Below are 15,424 nucleotides of genomic sequence, written 5' to 3' on the forward strand. Positions count from 1 at the left end.
GCCATCAGGTTCAATGGACGCATGATGGGACACGCCGGTATGGCAGCCACCGCGGTGCGCTATCTGCGGTCGGTGGGCGCGCCGACCTCAGCCGGGGTGGCGGCCCCGGTCCGCGCCACCCCCGCACCGCCGCGCCCCGCCCTCAGAGCCGTACGGGAGGACGAGCGGGCGCCGCTCGACCCGGCCGCCTTCCGTGACGTCCTCGGACACTTCGCCAGCGGCGTCACGGTCGTCACCGCGCCCGCCCCCTGCACGACCGGCGGCCCGGGAGACGGCCCGGTCGGCCCGGTCGGCGCCCCGGCGGACGGCCCGGCGGGCTTCGCCTGTCAGTCCTTCACATCGCTGTCCCTCGACCCGCCGCTGGTCACGTTCATGGTGGCCCGTACGTCCACGACCTGGCCCCGGATCGCCCGCGCCGGCGTCTTCTGCGTCAACGTCCTGGGCGCGGACCAGGAGGGCCTGTGCCGTGCCTTCGCGGTCAGCGGCGCCGACAAGTTCGCGGGAGTCTCCTACGCGCCCGCCCCCGTCACCGGGTCACCGCGCCTGGCGGGCGTCCCCGCCTGGATCGACTGCACGGTCCAGGCCGTGCACACCGGCGGCGATCACCTCATCGTCGTGGGCCGGGTCGCCGCCCTCGGCACGGACCCGGCCGCCGCCGCGGCCGGCCCGCTCCTCTTCCACCGGGGCGCCTTCGGCCGCTTCAGCGCGTAGGGAGCACGCAGGAAACACGTCAGAACGTCAGCACCCCACGCGCCACCCGCCCCGCCCGCATGTCCTCCACCGCCTTGCTGAAGTCCGCGACCGCGTACGTCCTGGTCACCAGCTCGTCCAGGAGGAGGCGACCCTCTTCGTAGAATCTCGCGTACCGTGCGATGTCGCGCTGCGGGCGGGAGGAGCCGTAGCGGCAGCCCAGGATGGACTTGTCCAGGTACATCGACGCGACCAGGAACGATGCCTCGGCGGTGGCCGGGGGCACGCCCAGCAGGACCGCCTGGCCGTGCCGTCCGAGGAGGTCCACCGCCTGCCGGACCAGGTCCGTACGGCCCACGCACTCGAAGGTGTGGTCGGCGCCGGACGGCAGGATGCCGCGGACGGCCTCGACGGTGTCCGGGACCGCCGACGCGTCCACGAAGTGCGTCGCCCCGAAGCGCCGCGCCACCGCTCCCTTCGCCGGGTTGACGTCCACGGCGACGATCACCGAGGCACCGGCCAGCCGGGCGCCCTGGAGCACGTTCAGCCCGATGCCGCCCGTACCGAGGACCACCACCGTGTCGCCCTGTTCCACCCGCGCGCGGTTCAGGACGGCGCCGACCCCGGTCAGCACACCGCACCCGATCAGCGCCGCCGACGTCAGCGGTATGCCGCGCGGTATCCGCACCGCCTGCACCGCCTTGACGACCGTACGCTCGGCGAAGGCCGAGTTGGACGCGAAGCTGTACACCTCCCGTCCACCGCGCCGGAACGGCTTCCCGGGCATCCCGATCGACGCACGGCACATCGTCGGCCGGCCCCGGTCGCACTCCGCGCACGTCCCGCAGTTCGCCAGCGTGGACAGCGCGACATGATCTCCTGCCGCTACATGCGTGACCCCGTCCCCCACCTCCTCGACCACACCCGCACCCTCATGTCCCAGCACCACCGGCACCGGATAAGGAATCGTCCCATCGACCACTGACACATCGCTGTGGCACAGCCCCGCCGCCCGGATACCGACCAGCACCTCCCCGGGCCCCGGGCCCCGTACCTCCAGGTCGTCCACGATCCGTGGCTGCCCGCCCTCGAAAATCACGCCCCGCATCACCGCTCCCGCCCTCCGTCGAGGCCGAGCACGCGCCCGGCAATGATCGTGCGCTGAATCTCGTCCGAGCCGCCGTACACCGTGTCGGCCCGGCTGAAGAGGAACCGCCGCTGCTCCGCGCCGAGTTCGTACGGGGTGTCCGCCGTCCTCGTCCCCGGCCCGCACACCGCGTCCGCTCCCCGTACGTGCATCGCCAGCTCCCCCATCCGCTGGTGCCAGCCGGACCACAGCAGCTTCGCCACACTGGGAGCGCCCGCGTCACCGGCCGCCGGACCGAGCGTGCGCAGCGCGTTCCACCGCATCACCCTCAGCTCGGCCCACTGCCGTACGAGCCGGTCCCGCAGTACGGGATCGCGCACCGCACCCGTACGTACGGCCGTGTCGCACACCTCCCTCAACTCCCGCGCGAAACCCACCTGCTGAGCGAGCGTGGAGACGCCGCGCTCCAGCGCCAGCAGCCCCATCGCCACCCGCCACCCGGCGCCGGGCCCGCCCACCACATGCCCGGCACGCGCCACCGCCCCGTCGAAGAACACCTCGTTGAACTCGGCGGTGCCGGTCAGCTGCCGGATCGGCCGCACCTCGACGCGCCCCGGCTGGTCCATCGGCACCAGCAGGAAGGACAGCCCCCGGTGCCGCCGCTCATCCGGATCGGTCCTGGCCAGCACGAAGCACCAGTCGGCCTCCCGCGCCAGCGAGGTCCAGACCTTCTGTCCGCTGATCCGGTACGTGGCACCGTCCCGAACGGCCGCCGTACGGACCGCCGCCAGGTCCGAGCCCGCGCCCGGCTCGCTGTACCCCTGGCACCACAGTTCCTCGCCCCGCGCGACCGGCGGCAGGAATCGTTTCCGCTGCGCGTCGTCCCCGTACGCGATCAGCGTCGGCGCCAGCAGATTCTCACCGATGTGCCCCACCCGCTCCGGCGCACGCGCCGCGGCGTACTCCTCAGCCCACACCACCTGCTGCGTCAGCGTGGCCGCCCGGTTCCCGTACGAGCCGTGCGCACGATCCCAGCCGAGACCGATCCACCCGTCCCGTCCCAACTCCCGCTCCCAGGAACGGCGCAAACTCCACTCCTCAGCCCCGCCCCGGCCCCCACCCAGGTGCTCGGCAAGCCAACAACGAGCCCGCTTCCGAAACGCCACATCGTCTTCACCGAACGAGAAGTCCACCGAAAGCCACCCCTCACATCAGCCCCCGACCACCTCTTCTCCCCTCCCACCCACGGAAGGGGGCGGGCCGGAGCGGTCTGCCGCGCAGGCCCGTCCCCGAACCTGACCGCCCCGCGCAGCGGCCACCGCCCGCCGCAGGCGCAACGGACCCGCACCCGAAAGCGAGCCGACACCGCCGCCAACGAACCGGCCCGGCCCAGCGCAGCTACCGGTTGGGCCGCTGCCCCCCGGCCGCGTCAGCGGCCATCGCCTCCACCCGCTCCAGCAGCGGCATCGGGTCCACGCCCACCGTCCCCGGCAAGAAGTCCGCGATCTTCTCCGGCGTCCACCCGCCCTCCGCGTACCCGGAGCGCAGCTCCCTCGGCTGGGCCCACACCGCGATCTTCGGCCCGGCGACCGTGTAGACCTGCCCGGTGATCCGTTCCTGCTTGGCGCGGTCGCTGAGCAGGTAGACGACGAGGGCCGCGACGTCCTCCGGCTCGCCGATCTCCGTCAGTTCCGTCGGTACGTTGGCGGACATCCGCGTACGGGCGACGGGCGCGACCGCGTTGGCGGTCACGCCGTACCGGCTGAGGCCGAGCGCGGCGCTGCGCACGAGCGAGATGACACCGCCCTTGGCCGACGCGTAGTTCGCCTGGGAGACGCTGCCCTGGTGATTGCCACTGGTGAAGCCGATGAGGGTGCCGGACTTCTGCCGGCGCATGACCGCCGAGGCCGCCCGGAAGACGGTGAACGTGCCCTTCAGGTGGGTGGCGACGACCGGGTCCCACTCCTCCTCGGTCATGTTGAAGAGCATCCGCTCGCGCAGGATGCCGGCCACGCACACCACGCCGTCGACGCGCCCGTACCGCGTGAGCGCCGTGTCCACGACGCGCTGCCCGCCCTCCATCGTGGAGACGTCGTCCGCGACGGCGACCGCGTCGCCGCCCGCCTGCTCGATCTCCTTGGCCACCGCCTCGGCGATCTCGCTGCTCGGTTCGGCACCGTCGATCGCCACCCCGAAGTCGTTGACGACCACCCGGGCGCCCTGTGCGGCGCAGGCCAGGGCCACCGCGCGCCCGATGCCGCGGCCCGCGCCGGTGACCGCGATCACCTTGTCCGCCAAGAAGTTCCCCATGCCGCGCCCCTTCCCGCAGTTTCTGACGGCCCGTTAGATTTTTGAGCAGACCGGCACCGAGCACAAGCCCCGGGGCGAGCCCGCAGCACGATCCGGAGCGGAGCCCGCGGACCGCCCCGATCACGGTCCGATCCGGCCCGGTCCGATCCGATCCAGCCGCCCCACCGCACACCCCCGGCTCCCTCGAGGAGGGCCCATGTCACTGCCCGCCGAGTTCCACACCCTCGCCAAGCGCGTGAACAACTGGGGCCGCTGGGGCGCGGACGACGAGATCGGCACACTCAACCTGCTCACCCCGGAGGTCGTACGGGGCGCCGCCGCCACCGTCCGCTCCGGCCGCCGCGTCCCGCTCGCGCTGCCGCTGCGGCAGGACGGCGTACAGACCGGCCTGATCCCCGGCCGGGTCAACCCGCTGCACACCATGACCGCGATCAACCAGGAGATCTTCGGTCCCGGCACGGTCGCCACCTCCGACGACGCCGTCACCATGGGCCTCCAGGCGGCCACCCACTGGGACGGCCTGACCCACGTCTCGCACTCCGGCCGGCTCTACAACAACCGCCCGGCCGACTCCGTCACCGCACACGGCGGCGCCACCGCCCTGGGTATCGAGAAGGCGCCGCCGATCGTCTCGCGCGGTGTACTGCTCGACGTGGCCCGCGTCCGCCGCGCGGACTCCGAAGGGCCCGGGCAGCTGCCCGCCGGGCACGCGGTGACGCCGGAAGATCTCGACGCGGCGGAGGAGCTGGCCGGGACGCGGGTGCGGTCCGGTGACATCGTCCTCGTCCGTACCGGGCAGATCCGGCACTACCTGGCGGGCGACCGGGACGCGTACGCCTTCCCGTCCCCGGGGCTGTCGGTGCGTACGCCCGAGTGGTTCCACGCCCGCGATGTCGCGGCCGTCGCCAACGACACCCTCACCTTCGAGATCTTCCCGCCGGAGATCGACGGCCTCTGGATGCCCGTGCACGCGCTGCACCTGGTGGAGATGGGCATGCTCCAGGGCCAGAACTGGAATCTGGAGGAGCTGGCCGGAGCCTGCGCGGAGGAGAACCGCTACGCGTTCTTCCTCACCGCGATGGCGGAGCCGTTCGTGGGCGGTACCGGTACGCCGGTGGCGCCGGTCGCGGTCCTCTGAGGCGCACCGTACGGAGATGGTCCGTACGGAGATGGTCCGTACGGAGACGGCTCGCACCGAAGCGGAGACGGCCCATACGCAGACGGTACAGACGACCCATACGCAGTCCGCCCCAGCCGGATGGCGGCACGCCCATGCGCACCCCGAGCGTGGCACCGCGGGCCGCCACCCGGCCACGGGACGCGACCCACGCTCGCCGAGGCACTGTCCCCGTACCCTCGGCGTCCCCTCGCGGCGAATCGCTCCACCCCAGCGTGATCACGCGCGCACGGCACGTCAACACGCGGTCCGGACCTGCCCGGTGCTCAGGCGCGGTTCGGGAGGGCGCAGTGCGGGTCGTACGCCCCCAGGTCCGAACCGGCCGCCATCAGCATCGACTGGCAGCGGTCCACCTCGCACCAGATGCTCTTGCCGGCTCCCTCGGGGCGCCAGCCCCAGCGGTCCGCCAGCCCGTCGACCAGTTCCAGGCCGCGGCCGTTCGTGTCGTCGCCGTCGGCCCGCCGGGGGCGCGGCGCGCGGGCGCTGCGGTCCGCGACCTCGACCCGTACGGTGCCCACCACGGCACCCGAACCGGAGAAGCACATCCGCAGCTCGGCGGGGTTTCCGGTATGCACGACGGCATTGGTGACCAACTCGGAGATGAGCAGGATCAACGTCTCCGCCAGCGGTTCGTCGGCCCCTATACCCGAGCCGGCCAGCCGCGACCTGGCCCACCTCCGGGCCCGCCCCACCTCCGCGGGGTCAGGCCGGACTTCCAACTGCACTTGAAGCACCTGCACCGCTCACACCATCCGAACCGGCGGACACATCGCCTCGCGCCTCCTCGGGGTCACACTCCGTGACCCCGGTGATGCACAGCATGGTTGACGTTCAGTCACCCCAACAAGCGCTTCGGGCATATTCCAGCGCAAGGGAGTATGCGTGGTGCATACTGTGCGACGCGCTTTGCCGGGAGTCGAACAAGAAGGCTTCGCGACCCTCCTTCGAGGGCGAGTGGAGCGCATTCGGCATCCCGGGGCGACCTCCACGGCCCCACGGGAACTGTTGCGCCTCAGAACCACTCGCACCCAAGGGAGCGTACCCGAGCGCGGCGCCGACTCCCCCCTGTGACGAGTTACGCCTAGGACACAACCCGATATCGACCCTCCGTGACCGCTTGCGTGTACGGAATCCGACATTCCGCACAAGATGCACTACAGGCTGACATGGTCGGTCAGCAGAGCCTCAGCGAGTACTTCTTCCGCATTTCGCCCGCTTTGCCACAGTTCGGCCCTCAACCACGCTCGTTTGAGATGCAGATGGACGTCCGCCTCCCAGGTGAACCCCAGACCGCCGTGCACCTGAAGGCAGTCCCGGGCGTTGCGCACCGCCGCCTCGTCGGCGAGCAATTTCGCGCCGATTACTGCGAGTGACCGTTCGGTGAGAGAAGCCGCGTATACGGCACTTCGCGCTATCTCCACTCGTATCAGCATCTCTGCGCACAGGTGTTTCACTGCTTGGAACGATCCGATCCGGGCGCCGAACTGTTCGCGGCGCCCCGCGTGTTCCACGGCCATCTCGACCGTACGGGCAGCGCTGCCCAGCTGAAGCGCCGCCGTCAGCAGGGCGGCCTCGCGGCGCAGCCGCGGCACGTCCAGAGAGCGCGGCGCACGGCGCGGGCAGGACACCACGCGCGCGAGCGGCGTCAGCGGGTCGATCGAGCGGACTGGGTCCAGGACGGGCCAGCCGGGGTCGCTCCAGAACGCCCGCCCGTACGCGGTCCCGTCCACGTATGCGGACCCGTCCCCGCACGCGGTCCCGTCCTCGCACGCGGCCCCATCCCCGTAGGCGGATCCGACCACGTCCACGTCCACGTACGCGCCCCCCTCCGCCCCACCCTCAACCAAGATCAATTCATCGCAGTCCTCCGGGTGCTCCCACAGCCCGCCCCCGTCCGCCCCCACCTCGCACAGCCCCGCCACCCGCTCCCCCGAAGCCACCCCCGGCACCACCCCCGCCAGCAGCTGCCCCGCCACCAGCGGCCCCGGCAGCAGCGCCCGGCCCGCCTCCTCGAAGACCAGCACCGCCTCCGGCAGCCCGAGCCCCACGCCGCCGTCCGCCTCCGGCAGCCGCAGCGCGAAGAAGCCGGCCGCGCCCAGCTCGCGCCAGAGCGCGCGGTCGAGCGCGGGGCGCTCCACCGCCTCCCGCAGCCGCTCCCTCCCGAAGCGGCGCGCCAGCAGTTCGCGCGTTCCCCTCTGCAAGGCCCGTTGATCAGCGGTGGGTCGGAGGTCCACGGCGCCCGCTCACCGTCCCTTCGGCAGGCCGAGGAGGCGCTCGGCGATGATGTCGCGCTGGATCTGTGACGTACCGGCCGCGATCGTGTACGACAGGGACGCCAGCCGGTCGGCCGTCCACTGCTGGTCAGCGTCGAGTGCGCCGGCCGCCCCCAGCACTTCGGCGGCCGCGTCGTACAGCTCCTGGCGGGCCTGCGAATAGCGCAGCTTGAAGACCGAGCCGCCCGCGTCCGGCACCCCGCCCGCCTCCCCGGCCGCGCCCACATTGCGCTGGATGAGCCGCCACAGGGCCGTGAACTCGGCGTTCAGCCGGCCCAGCCGGCGACGCAGCACCGGGTCGTCCCAGCGCCCGTTCGTCCGTGCCGTACGGGCCAGCAGGCCGAGCGTGCGGCGGCAGGCGACGACCTCGCCCACGAAGGCGGTGCCCCGCTCGAAGGAGAGCGTGACCATGGTGACGCGCCAGCCGTCGTGCTCGGCGCCGACCCGGTTCGCCACCGGCACCCGTACCGCGTCGAGGAAGACCTCCGCGAACTCGGCCGGGCCCGCGAGGGTGCGCAGCGGCCGTACGGTGATCCCGGGCGCGTCCATCGGCATCGCCAGCCAGGAGATCCCCCGGTGCCGGGGAGCCTCCGGGGCCGTACGCACCAGCAACTCGCACCAGTCGGCGATCTCCGCGTGCGAGGTCCAGGTCTTCTGCCCGGTGACCACGTAATCGTCGCCGTCACGGACCGCGCGGGTGCGCAGGGCGGCGAGGTCGGAACCCGCTTCCGGCTCACTGAACCCCTGGCACCAGACCTCCTCGCCGCGCACGATGGGCGGCAGCCAACGGTCGCGCTGCCCGTCCGTGCCCTCGGCGGCGATGGTCGGCCCGGCATGCAGCAGCCCGACGAAGTTGGCGCCCACGTAGGGGGCTCCGGCCCGTTCGGTCTCCTCCAGGAAGATCAGCCGCTGGGTGGGCGAGGCGTCCCAGTGCAGGGCGCCGTAGCCCGCCTCGTACAGCCGCCGCTGCCAGCCGAGGTCGTATGCGCGCCGGGCGGGCCAGTCGAGCGGGTCGGGCCGCACGGGCAGGTCCGGGAGCGTTTTGGCGAGCCACTCGCGCAGCCGCGCCCGGAAGTCCTCCTCCTCGGGCGAGTACGTCAGATCCATCGGACGGGGCCCTGGATCGGATGTGGGGGTGAGCATGGGCGCGGAGGTGCTTGTCGCGGAAGAAGCAGCAGAAGTTCCGCCCCTCGCTGTACGCGAGTTTGAGCAGCGGGAACTTCAGGGCCTCGTAGAACCCCGATGCGCGGTAGCTCCGTCCGGTTCTCCATTCGGGACTCCATCCGGTTCTCCATCCGGGGCTTCACCGGGACTCCCCCCAGGGGCTCCCCCCGGGACCCACACCTGACGGGCCGTCAGTTCCAGTCTCGTACGAGGCTAGCCGTGCGCCACCCGGCCGACAAGGCGCGCGGCGCGGGCCGACGGAGCACCGGAACGCACGACCTCGGGAAGCCCCGTCACGCCGTCAGCCCTGTAGGACAGCCCGCGCCCTGCATTCCCCGTACTGTCGGCACCGTGAGCCCTTCCACCGCACGCCCCCGTATCGACGCCGCCCAGCGCCGCGCCCGCCTCGGGCACCGGCACCTCCTGGCGGCCGCCGCGAAGGCCGCCACGGCGGAGGAGGCCGCGGACGCCCTGGTGGGGCTGCACGCCACGGACGCCGCCACCGTCCACCTCTCGGCCCGCGCCCGGCTCGCCGACCCGGACCCCGACGAGCTGGACCGCGCTCTCTACCGGGACCGCACCCTCGTCCGGATGCTGTGCATGCGCCGCACGCTCTTCGCCGTCAGCGCCACTCTGGCTCCCGTGGTGGCCGCGTCCACCGCGGGCCCGATCGCCGCCAGGGAACGGCTCGGCATGACCAAATGGATCACCGAGGACCTGCCGGACTGGGACGAACGGCGGCTGGCCGGGGTGGAGGCCAGGACGCTCGCCGCGCTGGAAGCGCGTGGCGAAGCCACCGCCGCGGACCTCGCCGCCGACGTACCCGAACTGCGCGCCACGATCGTGGTGTCCCCCGGCAAACCGTACGAAGCCACCGTCGCGGTCTCCAGCCGTATCCTCCGCACCCTCGCCGCCGAGGGCCGTGTCCGGCGGAGCAGGCCACGCGGCAGCTGGACCAGCAGTGCGTTCCGCTGGTCGCCGGGCACCGCCTGGGCCGATCTGCCCGCGCCGGAACCCGCCGAGGCCAGGGCCGCGCTCGTCCGCCGCTGGCTGGCGTCGTACGGGCCGGGGACGGTCGAGGACATCAAGTGGTGGACCGGCTGGACCCTCACCGACACCCGGCGCGCGGTGACCGCGACGGGCGCGGTGGAGGTGGAGCTGACCGGGGACTCCGGGGCCGGCTTCGGCCCCGGGTCCGGCTTCGGCCCTGGCTCCGCCCCCGACTCCGGTCCCGACTCCGCCCCCGGGCTCGTCCTCCCCGACGACCTGGGCCCCGTACCCGACCCCGCGCCCTGGGCGGCCCTGCTGCCCGCCCTGGACCCGACCGCCATGGGCTGGAAACACCGCGACTGGTACCTCGACCCGGACCACGTCCGCCACCTCTTCGACCGCAGCGGCAACATCGGCCCCACGGTCTGGTGGAACGGCCGCGTCATCGGCGGCTGGGCCCAGCGCAAGGACGGCGAGATCGCCTGGCGCCTCCTGGCGGACGCGGGGCACGAGGCGACGGAGGCCGTACGGGTGGAGGCGGAGCGGCTGGGACGGGGGATCGGGGACATGCGGGTCACGCCGCGCTTCCGTACGCCGCTGGAGCGGGAACTGAGCGCGTAACGGCCGCCGGGGAGGGGCGGCCTAGTGCCCCGCGAGCCTCTCCACCAGCCCTATCCCCCGGGCCAGCAGTTCCCGCTCCTCCTCCGACAGTTCCGCCTCGATCGCCCGCGCGAGCCAGTCCGTCCTGCGCCCCCGCTCCTCCTCCAGCAGCGCCTGCCCCGCAGCGGAGAGCTCGACCAGGCTCTTGCGGCCGTCGGTCGGGTGCGCCCGGCGCGTGATCAGCCCCTGTTCCATGAGCAGGCCCACGGCTCGGGCCATGGACTGCGGACGGACCCGCTGATCGGAAGCCAGTTCGCTGGTCGTCATCGCACCGCTGCGGTCCAGCGCGCCGAGGACGGCCACCTGGCCGAGCGGCATCTGGTCTTCGAGCTTCACGCGCCGCGTGAGCTTTCCCATCGCGGTGCGCAGTTCGGCCGCGACGGCGGCGGATTCCGGAAGGGGCATACCGAATTTTACCGCAGCACAACTGCACAGCCGAGCTGCGCAGCAGCCCTGAACAGCAGAACTGCACAGGCAAACTAAACAGCACAACTGCACAGCATGGCTGTAGAGTGTTCCGAGCCGGGTCCAGCGCCACCGTCGCCGCAGCCGGACCCCGGCACGCATGCGACAAGGGGAAGGACTCCCATGACCGCCATGACCACCATCACCTCCGTCACCGGCCGCCGCGTCCTCGACAGCAGGGGCAACCCCACCGTCGAAGTGGACGTGGAACTGGCGGACGGATCGCTCGGCCGGGCGGCCGTCCCCTCCGGCGCCTCGACCGGCGCCCGCGAGGCCGTCGAACTCCGCGACGGCGACCCGGCCCGCTGGCACGGCAAGGGCGTCGACCAGGCGATACGCCACGTCAACACGGAACTGGCGACCGCCGTCATCGGCCGCGAGGCCGAGGACCAGGCCGGCCTCGACGCCGCCCTCGTCGCCACGGACGGCACCCCCGCCAAGTCCAGGCTCGGCGCCAACGCGCTCCTCGGGGTCTCCCTGGCCACCGCCAAGGCCGCGGCCGCCGCCCACCGCCTGCCGCTCTACCGTTACCTCGGCGGCTCCGACGCCCGGCTGCTGCCCGTACCGATGATGAACATCGTCAACGGAGGCGCGCACGCCGACAATCCCCTGGACTTCCAGGAGTTCATGATCGCCCCGATCGGCGCGCAGACCTTCGCCGAGGCCGTGCGGATGGGGTCCGAGATCTTCCACACCCTGCGCCGCGACCTCCTCGCCGCCGGGCACTCCACGGGCGTGGGTGACGAGGGCGGCTTCGCACCCGCCCTGCGCACCGCCGAGGAGGCCCTCGACTTCGTGATGGCCGCCGTCGAACGCACGGGGTACCGGCCGGGCACGGACATCGGTCTGGTCATGGACCCGGCGTCCTCCGAGTTCTTCCGCGAGGGCTGCTACGACTACACCGGGGAAGGAGTACGGCGCACGCCCGCCGAAAACGCCGATTACCTGGTTAGGTTGATCGACGCGTACCCCATCGTGTCGATCGAGGACCCGATGGCCGAGGACGACCTGGCGGGGTGGCGGGACCTGACCGCACGGGTCGGTACGCGCTGCCAGCTGACCGGCGACGACGTGTTCTGCACGAACGAGACCCTGCTGCGCGAGGGCATCGGCTCCGGCGTCGCCAACTCGGCCCTGGTGAAGGTCAACCAGATCGGCACCCTGACGGAGGCCCTGGCCACCGTCAACACCGCCCACCGGGCGGGCTACACCGTCGTGATGTCGCACCGCTCGGGAGAGACGGAGGACACGACGATCGCGGACCTGGCGGTGGCCACGGGCTGCGGCCAGATCAAGACCGGCTCACTGTCCCGCTCCGACCGCACCGCCAAGTACAACCAACTCATCCGCATCGAGGAGCAGTTGGGCGACAGCGCGCGGTATGCGGGTGCGGAGGCACTGCGCCGCTGAGGCGGCCTGTCCTGTTCGGAGGATGTTCAGCTGGGCCGGTAGGAACCCGTGGCCTGTTCGTAGAGGCGGTCGACCTCGCGGCGCTCGTTGTCGGGGCCGATGACCTGAAGGACGTGGTAGCGGCCGTTGTGGATCATCGCCAGGTTGCGGACGTACACCTGCCGGCCGCTGCTGTCCTGCCAGGTGAAGGTGCCCTCGGCCATCGCGGCCTTGCCGACGTCGATACGGCGCAGACCGGAGGAGCCGGACCAGCTGGACTCCCGGTACGGGGCCAGCTCCGCCTCCTTGTCCTGCTGGTAGGCCATCGGGTCGGTGCCGTGGCGGGACGTGGTGTCCCGGCCGGGCACGATCAGCAGCTCGAAGTCGTTCCCCAGGTAGCGGATCTGGCCGCGCTCGTTCTCCCCGCGGCGCTGCCAGCCCTGGTGGACGGCGACCTGGAAGCCCTCCGGGTCCTTGCGTACCGCGAAGCCTTCGGCGAGGCCGGCGGGTTCGGTCGTCTGCGGCTGCTGCTTGCGCGAGCCCTGGTCGCCCGCCCGCCCGCCGGGGCTGTCGTCGGGGTCCGAGCCTTGCGTGCCCACCTGCCCCTTGCGCTCACGGACGCTGCCCGCGCCGCCCTCCCCCGCGCCGCCCTTCGGCATGAACAGCGCGGCGAACACGATCGTGCCCACCACCAGCAGGATCACCAGTCCCACGAGCAGCATCCCCAACCGGCGCGGGCTGCGGCGTGCGCCCGGGGACGTGGCGCCCTCGATCCGCCGGAGCTGCTTGGCGGGGCGGGGCTGCCGGACGGGACGCGGCTGCTTGGGCGCGCGGGCCGGCTTCGGGCGGCGCGGGGGCCGGGCCGGGCCGCCTGAGTGCCTGGGCGGGGGCGGGGGTTGGTGGGGGGTATGGGCTTTGTGGGAGGGGTCCGGGGCCGCGTAGGGGGCCTGAGTGAGGTGGTCGTTCTGGGTGGGGTGCGGGAGCGGGTGGAGGTGCGGGTGGGTGGCGGGCTCCGGGTGGGGCTGGTGGGACTGGGACTGGGGCTGGGGTGCCTGCCGTATGCGGTGCTGCGGCGGATCGGCGGGGGCCTCCGCGCGGCCGGGCTGGGTGTTCTGGACGTTCTGAGTGTTCTGGGCGTTCTGGATGTGCTGAGCGTTCTGGGCCTGCTGGCCGGGCTGTGCGTGCGGGGTGGTTTCCCCGGACGCCACGGCCTGGCGCTTGCCCTTCGGCTGCCGCGGGGGCTTGGCCGGGCGCGGCGGCCGGGACTGGCGCGCCTTCTTGTGTCGCCCCTTGCGGACCAGTTCGCCCCGGCGCCGCAGGATCGGGAGCCGCCGCGAGTCGGCCGGCCCGTCCAGCGCCGGTACGGTCACGACCCGGCTGCCCACCTCCGGTTCCGGCGCGGTACGGATCAGCGACCGCAGCCAGCCGCGCAGTTCCTCGAAGTCCGGGCGGTCGGCCGGGTCCTGCCGCATCAGCGACTCGACGACCGGCCGCAGCGCGCCACACTCCTCGGCGTACGACGGCGGCTCCGAACACACCAGCTGCACCAGCTCGGCGGCGCTGTCCTCCGGATAGGCGGAGTGCCCCTGCACGATCCGGAACAGCAGCGCGCCGACCGCCCACAGATCGGTGGCGGGGCCGACCGGGGGCGCCAGCTGCCAGTTGGCGTGGACCGGACCGGCCTGCTCCGGTGCCCAGCGCTCGGTGACCGCGCCGACGACGTTGATCCGTACCTGCCGCGCCCGCTCGGCGGCCAGGGCCGCCCCCGGGCGCCCGTACGAACCGTCCGGAACCGGACGCTCAGCCTCCGAAGCCTTCTCACCCTCCGCCGCCTTCTCTGCCTCCGCCGCTTCCCCCGGCTTCTCCAGCTTCACCGCCTTCTTTGGGTCCTGCGGTCCCGTTTCAGGGGCGGGCCGCTGTATCGGCAGCGGGTGCGGCACCTGCACGCCACCGGGGCGCGGCCCCGGCACCGGGCCCGGCAGGCTGCCGCCGTACGTCGCGCTGCCCGGCCGGGTCGGAGTGGCCGGGTGAGCCTGAAGCGGGGTCGGCGCGGGGATGTGGTCCCGGTACGGGCTGAAGTGCGGATCGGCGGGATGCGCGGGCTCGGCGGGCGCGGAGGCGGGTGCAGGTGCGGGTACCGGTGCCGGTGGGCCGTCGCCGGTTGCCGTGCGGGCGGCCGCCGCCCGGGTGCCCGCCTGGTAGGCGGCTATGGCCCCGGCCCGGGCCCGGCGCGCGTCCGCTTCAGCGGCGGCCCCCGGCCCTCCGGCGTCATCCACCCGCGGAACGTCAGTCTCCGCCGCCCGCTCCCCCAAGCCCCCCTCCCCCGGCACGGGGTCGTACCCGCACAGCGCCTCCTCCGCCGCGCCGACCGCCAGGCCGGTCAGGATCGCCCGTCCGTCCTCGCAGATCAGCACGGTACGGACGGTGATGTTGCGGTGGGTCCAGCCGTGCGCGTGCAGCGCACGCAGGGCGGTGAGGATGTCGGCGGCGACCTCCGCGGCGCGGTGCGGGGTGAGGGTGCGCTCGGCGAGGAGCGCGGCGAGTGGCCGGGCCGCGACGCGTTCGCTGACGATCCACAGGCTGCCGTCCTGGGCGAAGACGTCGAAGACCTGGTCGAGTTGCGGGTGGTCGGGGAGCCGGGCGGCGGCGGTCGCGGCCTCCAGGGCGCGCCGTACGGCGGGGTCGTGCGGTGTGCGGTCGTACGGTGCCCGGTCGGCGCCGGGCGGCCGGTGTCCGTATCCGCCGGGTATGGGCCGCCCACCGGGGCGTCCGGGGTCCAGGAGTTCCGCGTCCACGACTTCGGGCAGCGGCACCTGGCGTACGAGGACCTCCTGCCCGCTGTACGTGTCGAAAGCGCGGGTCTCGGCGAACTCGTACTCGTCCGACGGTGGCACCGGCAGGCGGTAGCGCTCGGCGAGCACTCTTCCCGCGTACTCGTCCACGACGCCTCCCCAGCGCGCGATTCACGCCGCCTGCCCGGCTTTGTCCGGGCGCTCCCGGCACCACCGGTTACCCCCGGTGGTCAAAACCGGTCGCATTCCCTCCGATTGCGGCTGCGTACGGTCTTCGGGGTCTCACGATACGTGCCGGAGGCGCGGGTTGAGGAGCGCTCCGGCCAACAGTTCCCCCAGGAGTTCGCTTCCGCCCTGCGGCCGTCACCGCGCACACCTCGTCGGCCTGCGCACCTCCCCGGTACGCACGCCGCGGTGGATCGGGAGG

Annotated in this window: 12 protein-coding genes; 4 read left to right on the forward strand and 8 right to left on the reverse strand. The window is 72.9% G+C overall.

Annotation, left to right across the window (positions count from 1 at the left end):
* The first annotated feature begins 39 nt into the window (after positions 1 to 39).
* Complete coding sequence (locus tag ACZ53K_RS06480) at positions 40 to 711, forward strand: flavin reductase family protein (protein WP_468832526.1); 672 nt, start codon at positions 40 to 42, stop codon at positions 709 to 711.
* Positions 712 to 730: 19 nt separating this feature from the next.
* Here the strand turns inward: ACZ53K_RS06480 and ACZ53K_RS06485 are convergent, their stop codons facing one another.
* The 3 genes from ACZ53K_RS06485 to ACZ53K_RS06495 all read right to left on the reverse strand — a co-directional run bounded on the left by ACZ53K_RS06485 (position 731) and on the right by ACZ53K_RS06495 (position 4,087).
* Positions 731 to 1,798 carry a Zn-dependent alcohol dehydrogenase gene (locus tag ACZ53K_RS06485; RefSeq protein ID WP_468832528.1) on the reverse strand — a complete coding sequence of 356 codons (1,068 nt, stop codon included), beginning with the start codon at positions 1,796 to 1,798 and terminating at the stop codon, positions 731 to 733.
* Positions 1,798 to 2,970 carry an acyl-CoA dehydrogenase family protein gene (locus ACZ53K_RS06490; protein WP_468832529.1) on the reverse strand — a complete coding sequence of 391 codons (1,173 nt, stop codon included), beginning with the start codon at positions 2,968 to 2,970 and terminating at the stop codon, positions 1,798 to 1,800. Before ACZ53K_RS06490 ends, ACZ53K_RS06485 begins: the two co-directional genes overlap by 1 nt.
* Positions 2,971 to 3,175: 205 nt before the next feature.
* On the reverse strand, positions 3,176 to 4,087 hold the full coding sequence (locus tag ACZ53K_RS06495) for an SDR family oxidoreductase (protein ID WP_468832530.1): 912 nt from the start codon (positions 4,085 to 4,087) through the stop codon (positions 3,176 to 3,178).
* A gap of 196 nt (positions 4,088 to 4,283) precedes the next feature.
* Between ACZ53K_RS06495 and ACZ53K_RS06500 the strand changes: the two genes are divergently transcribed.
* The gene (locus tag ACZ53K_RS06500; RefSeq protein WP_468832532.1) at positions 4,284 to 5,225 is read left to right on the forward strand and encodes a cyclase family protein; all 942 of its coding nucleotides are present in this window, start codon (positions 4,284 to 4,286) and stop codon (positions 5,223 to 5,225) included.
* Positions 5,226 to 5,530: 305 nt separating this feature from the next.
* Here ACZ53K_RS06500 and ACZ53K_RS06505 read toward each other — a convergent pair whose 3' ends face one another.
* The 3 genes from ACZ53K_RS06505 to ACZ53K_RS06515 form a co-directional block, all read right to left on the reverse strand.
* Positions 5,531 to 6,004, reverse strand: a complete 474-nt coding sequence (locus ACZ53K_RS06505; protein ID WP_468832533.1) for an ATP-binding protein — start codon at positions 6,002 to 6,004, stop codon at positions 5,531 to 5,533.
* Positions 6,005 to 6,418: 414 nt separating this feature from the next.
* On the reverse strand, positions 6,419 to 7,498 hold the full coding sequence (locus tag ACZ53K_RS06510) for an acyl-CoA dehydrogenase family protein (protein WP_468832534.1): 1,080 nt from the start codon (positions 7,496 to 7,498) through the stop codon (positions 6,419 to 6,421).
* Positions 7,499 to 7,507: 9 nt separating this feature from the next.
* Positions 7,508 to 8,644 carry an acyl-CoA dehydrogenase family protein gene (locus ACZ53K_RS06515; protein ID WP_468832536.1) on the reverse strand — a complete coding sequence of 379 codons (1,137 nt, stop codon included), beginning with the start codon at positions 8,642 to 8,644 and terminating at the stop codon, positions 7,508 to 7,510.
* 408 nt (positions 8,645 to 9,052) lie between these two features.
* Between ACZ53K_RS06515 and ACZ53K_RS06520 the strand changes: the two genes are divergently transcribed.
* Positions 9,053 to 10,312 carry a winged helix DNA-binding domain-containing protein gene (locus ACZ53K_RS06520; RefSeq protein ID WP_468832537.1) on the forward strand — a complete coding sequence of 420 codons (1,260 nt, stop codon included), beginning with the start codon at positions 9,053 to 9,055 and terminating at the stop codon, positions 10,310 to 10,312.
* Between the two features lie 21 nt (positions 10,313 to 10,333).
* Here the strand turns inward: ACZ53K_RS06520 and ACZ53K_RS06525 are convergent, their stop codons facing one another.
* The gene (locus tag ACZ53K_RS06525) at positions 10,334 to 10,756 is read right to left on the reverse strand and encodes a MarR family winged helix-turn-helix transcriptional regulator (protein WP_468832538.1); all 423 of its coding nucleotides are present in this window, start codon (positions 10,754 to 10,756) and stop codon (positions 10,334 to 10,336) included.
* Between the two features lie 192 nt (positions 10,757 to 10,948).
* Between ACZ53K_RS06525 and eno the strand changes: the two genes are divergently transcribed.
* A complete protein-coding gene (eno, locus tag ACZ53K_RS06530) occupies positions 10,949 to 12,226 on the forward strand; it encodes a phosphopyruvate hydratase (RefSeq protein ID WP_468832797.1) in 1,278 nt (425 codons plus the stop codon).
* Between the two features lie 26 nt (positions 12,227 to 12,252).
* Here eno and ACZ53K_RS06535 read toward each other — a convergent pair whose 3' ends face one another.
* Positions 12,253 to 15,147 (reverse strand): protein kinase, encoded by a 2,895-nt coding sequence (locus ACZ53K_RS06535; protein WP_468832540.1) that lies wholly within the window; start codon positions 15,145 to 15,147, stop codon positions 12,253 to 12,255.
* Between the last annotated feature and the right edge of the window lie 277 nt (positions 15,148 to 15,424).

The sequence above is a fragment of the Streptomyces sp. NPDC033221 genome (genome assembly GCF_055577005.1).

Excerpts from the sequence above, each read along its gene's own strand:
- ACZ53K_RS06495 (WP_468832530.1), bottom strand. The coding sequence starts at position 4,087 with ATGGGGAACTTCTTGGCGGACAAGGTGATCGCGGTCACCGGCGCGGGC.
- eno (WP_468832797.1), top strand. The coding sequence starts at position 10,949 with ATGACCACCATCACCTCCGTCACCGGCCGCCGCGTCCTCGACAGCAGG.
- ACZ53K_RS06515 (WP_468832536.1), bottom strand. The coding sequence starts at position 8,644 with ATGGATCTGACGTACTCGCCCGAGGAGGAGGACTTCCGGGCGCGGCTG.
- ACZ53K_RS06485 (WP_468832528.1), bottom strand. The coding sequence starts at position 1,798 with ATGCGGGGCGTGATTTTCGAGGGCGGGCAGCCACGGATCGTGGACGAC.
- ACZ53K_RS06525 (WP_468832538.1), bottom strand. The coding sequence starts at position 10,756 with ATGCCCCTTCCGGAATCCGCCGCCGTCGCGGCCGAACTGCGCACCGCG.
- ACZ53K_RS06500 (WP_468832532.1), top strand. The coding sequence starts at position 4,284 with ATGTCACTGCCCGCCGAGTTCCACACCCTCGCCAAGCGCGTGAACAAC.
- ACZ53K_RS06480 (WP_468832526.1), top strand. The coding sequence starts at position 40 with ATGGCAGCCACCGCGGTGCGCTATCTGCGGTCGGTGGGCGCGCCGACC.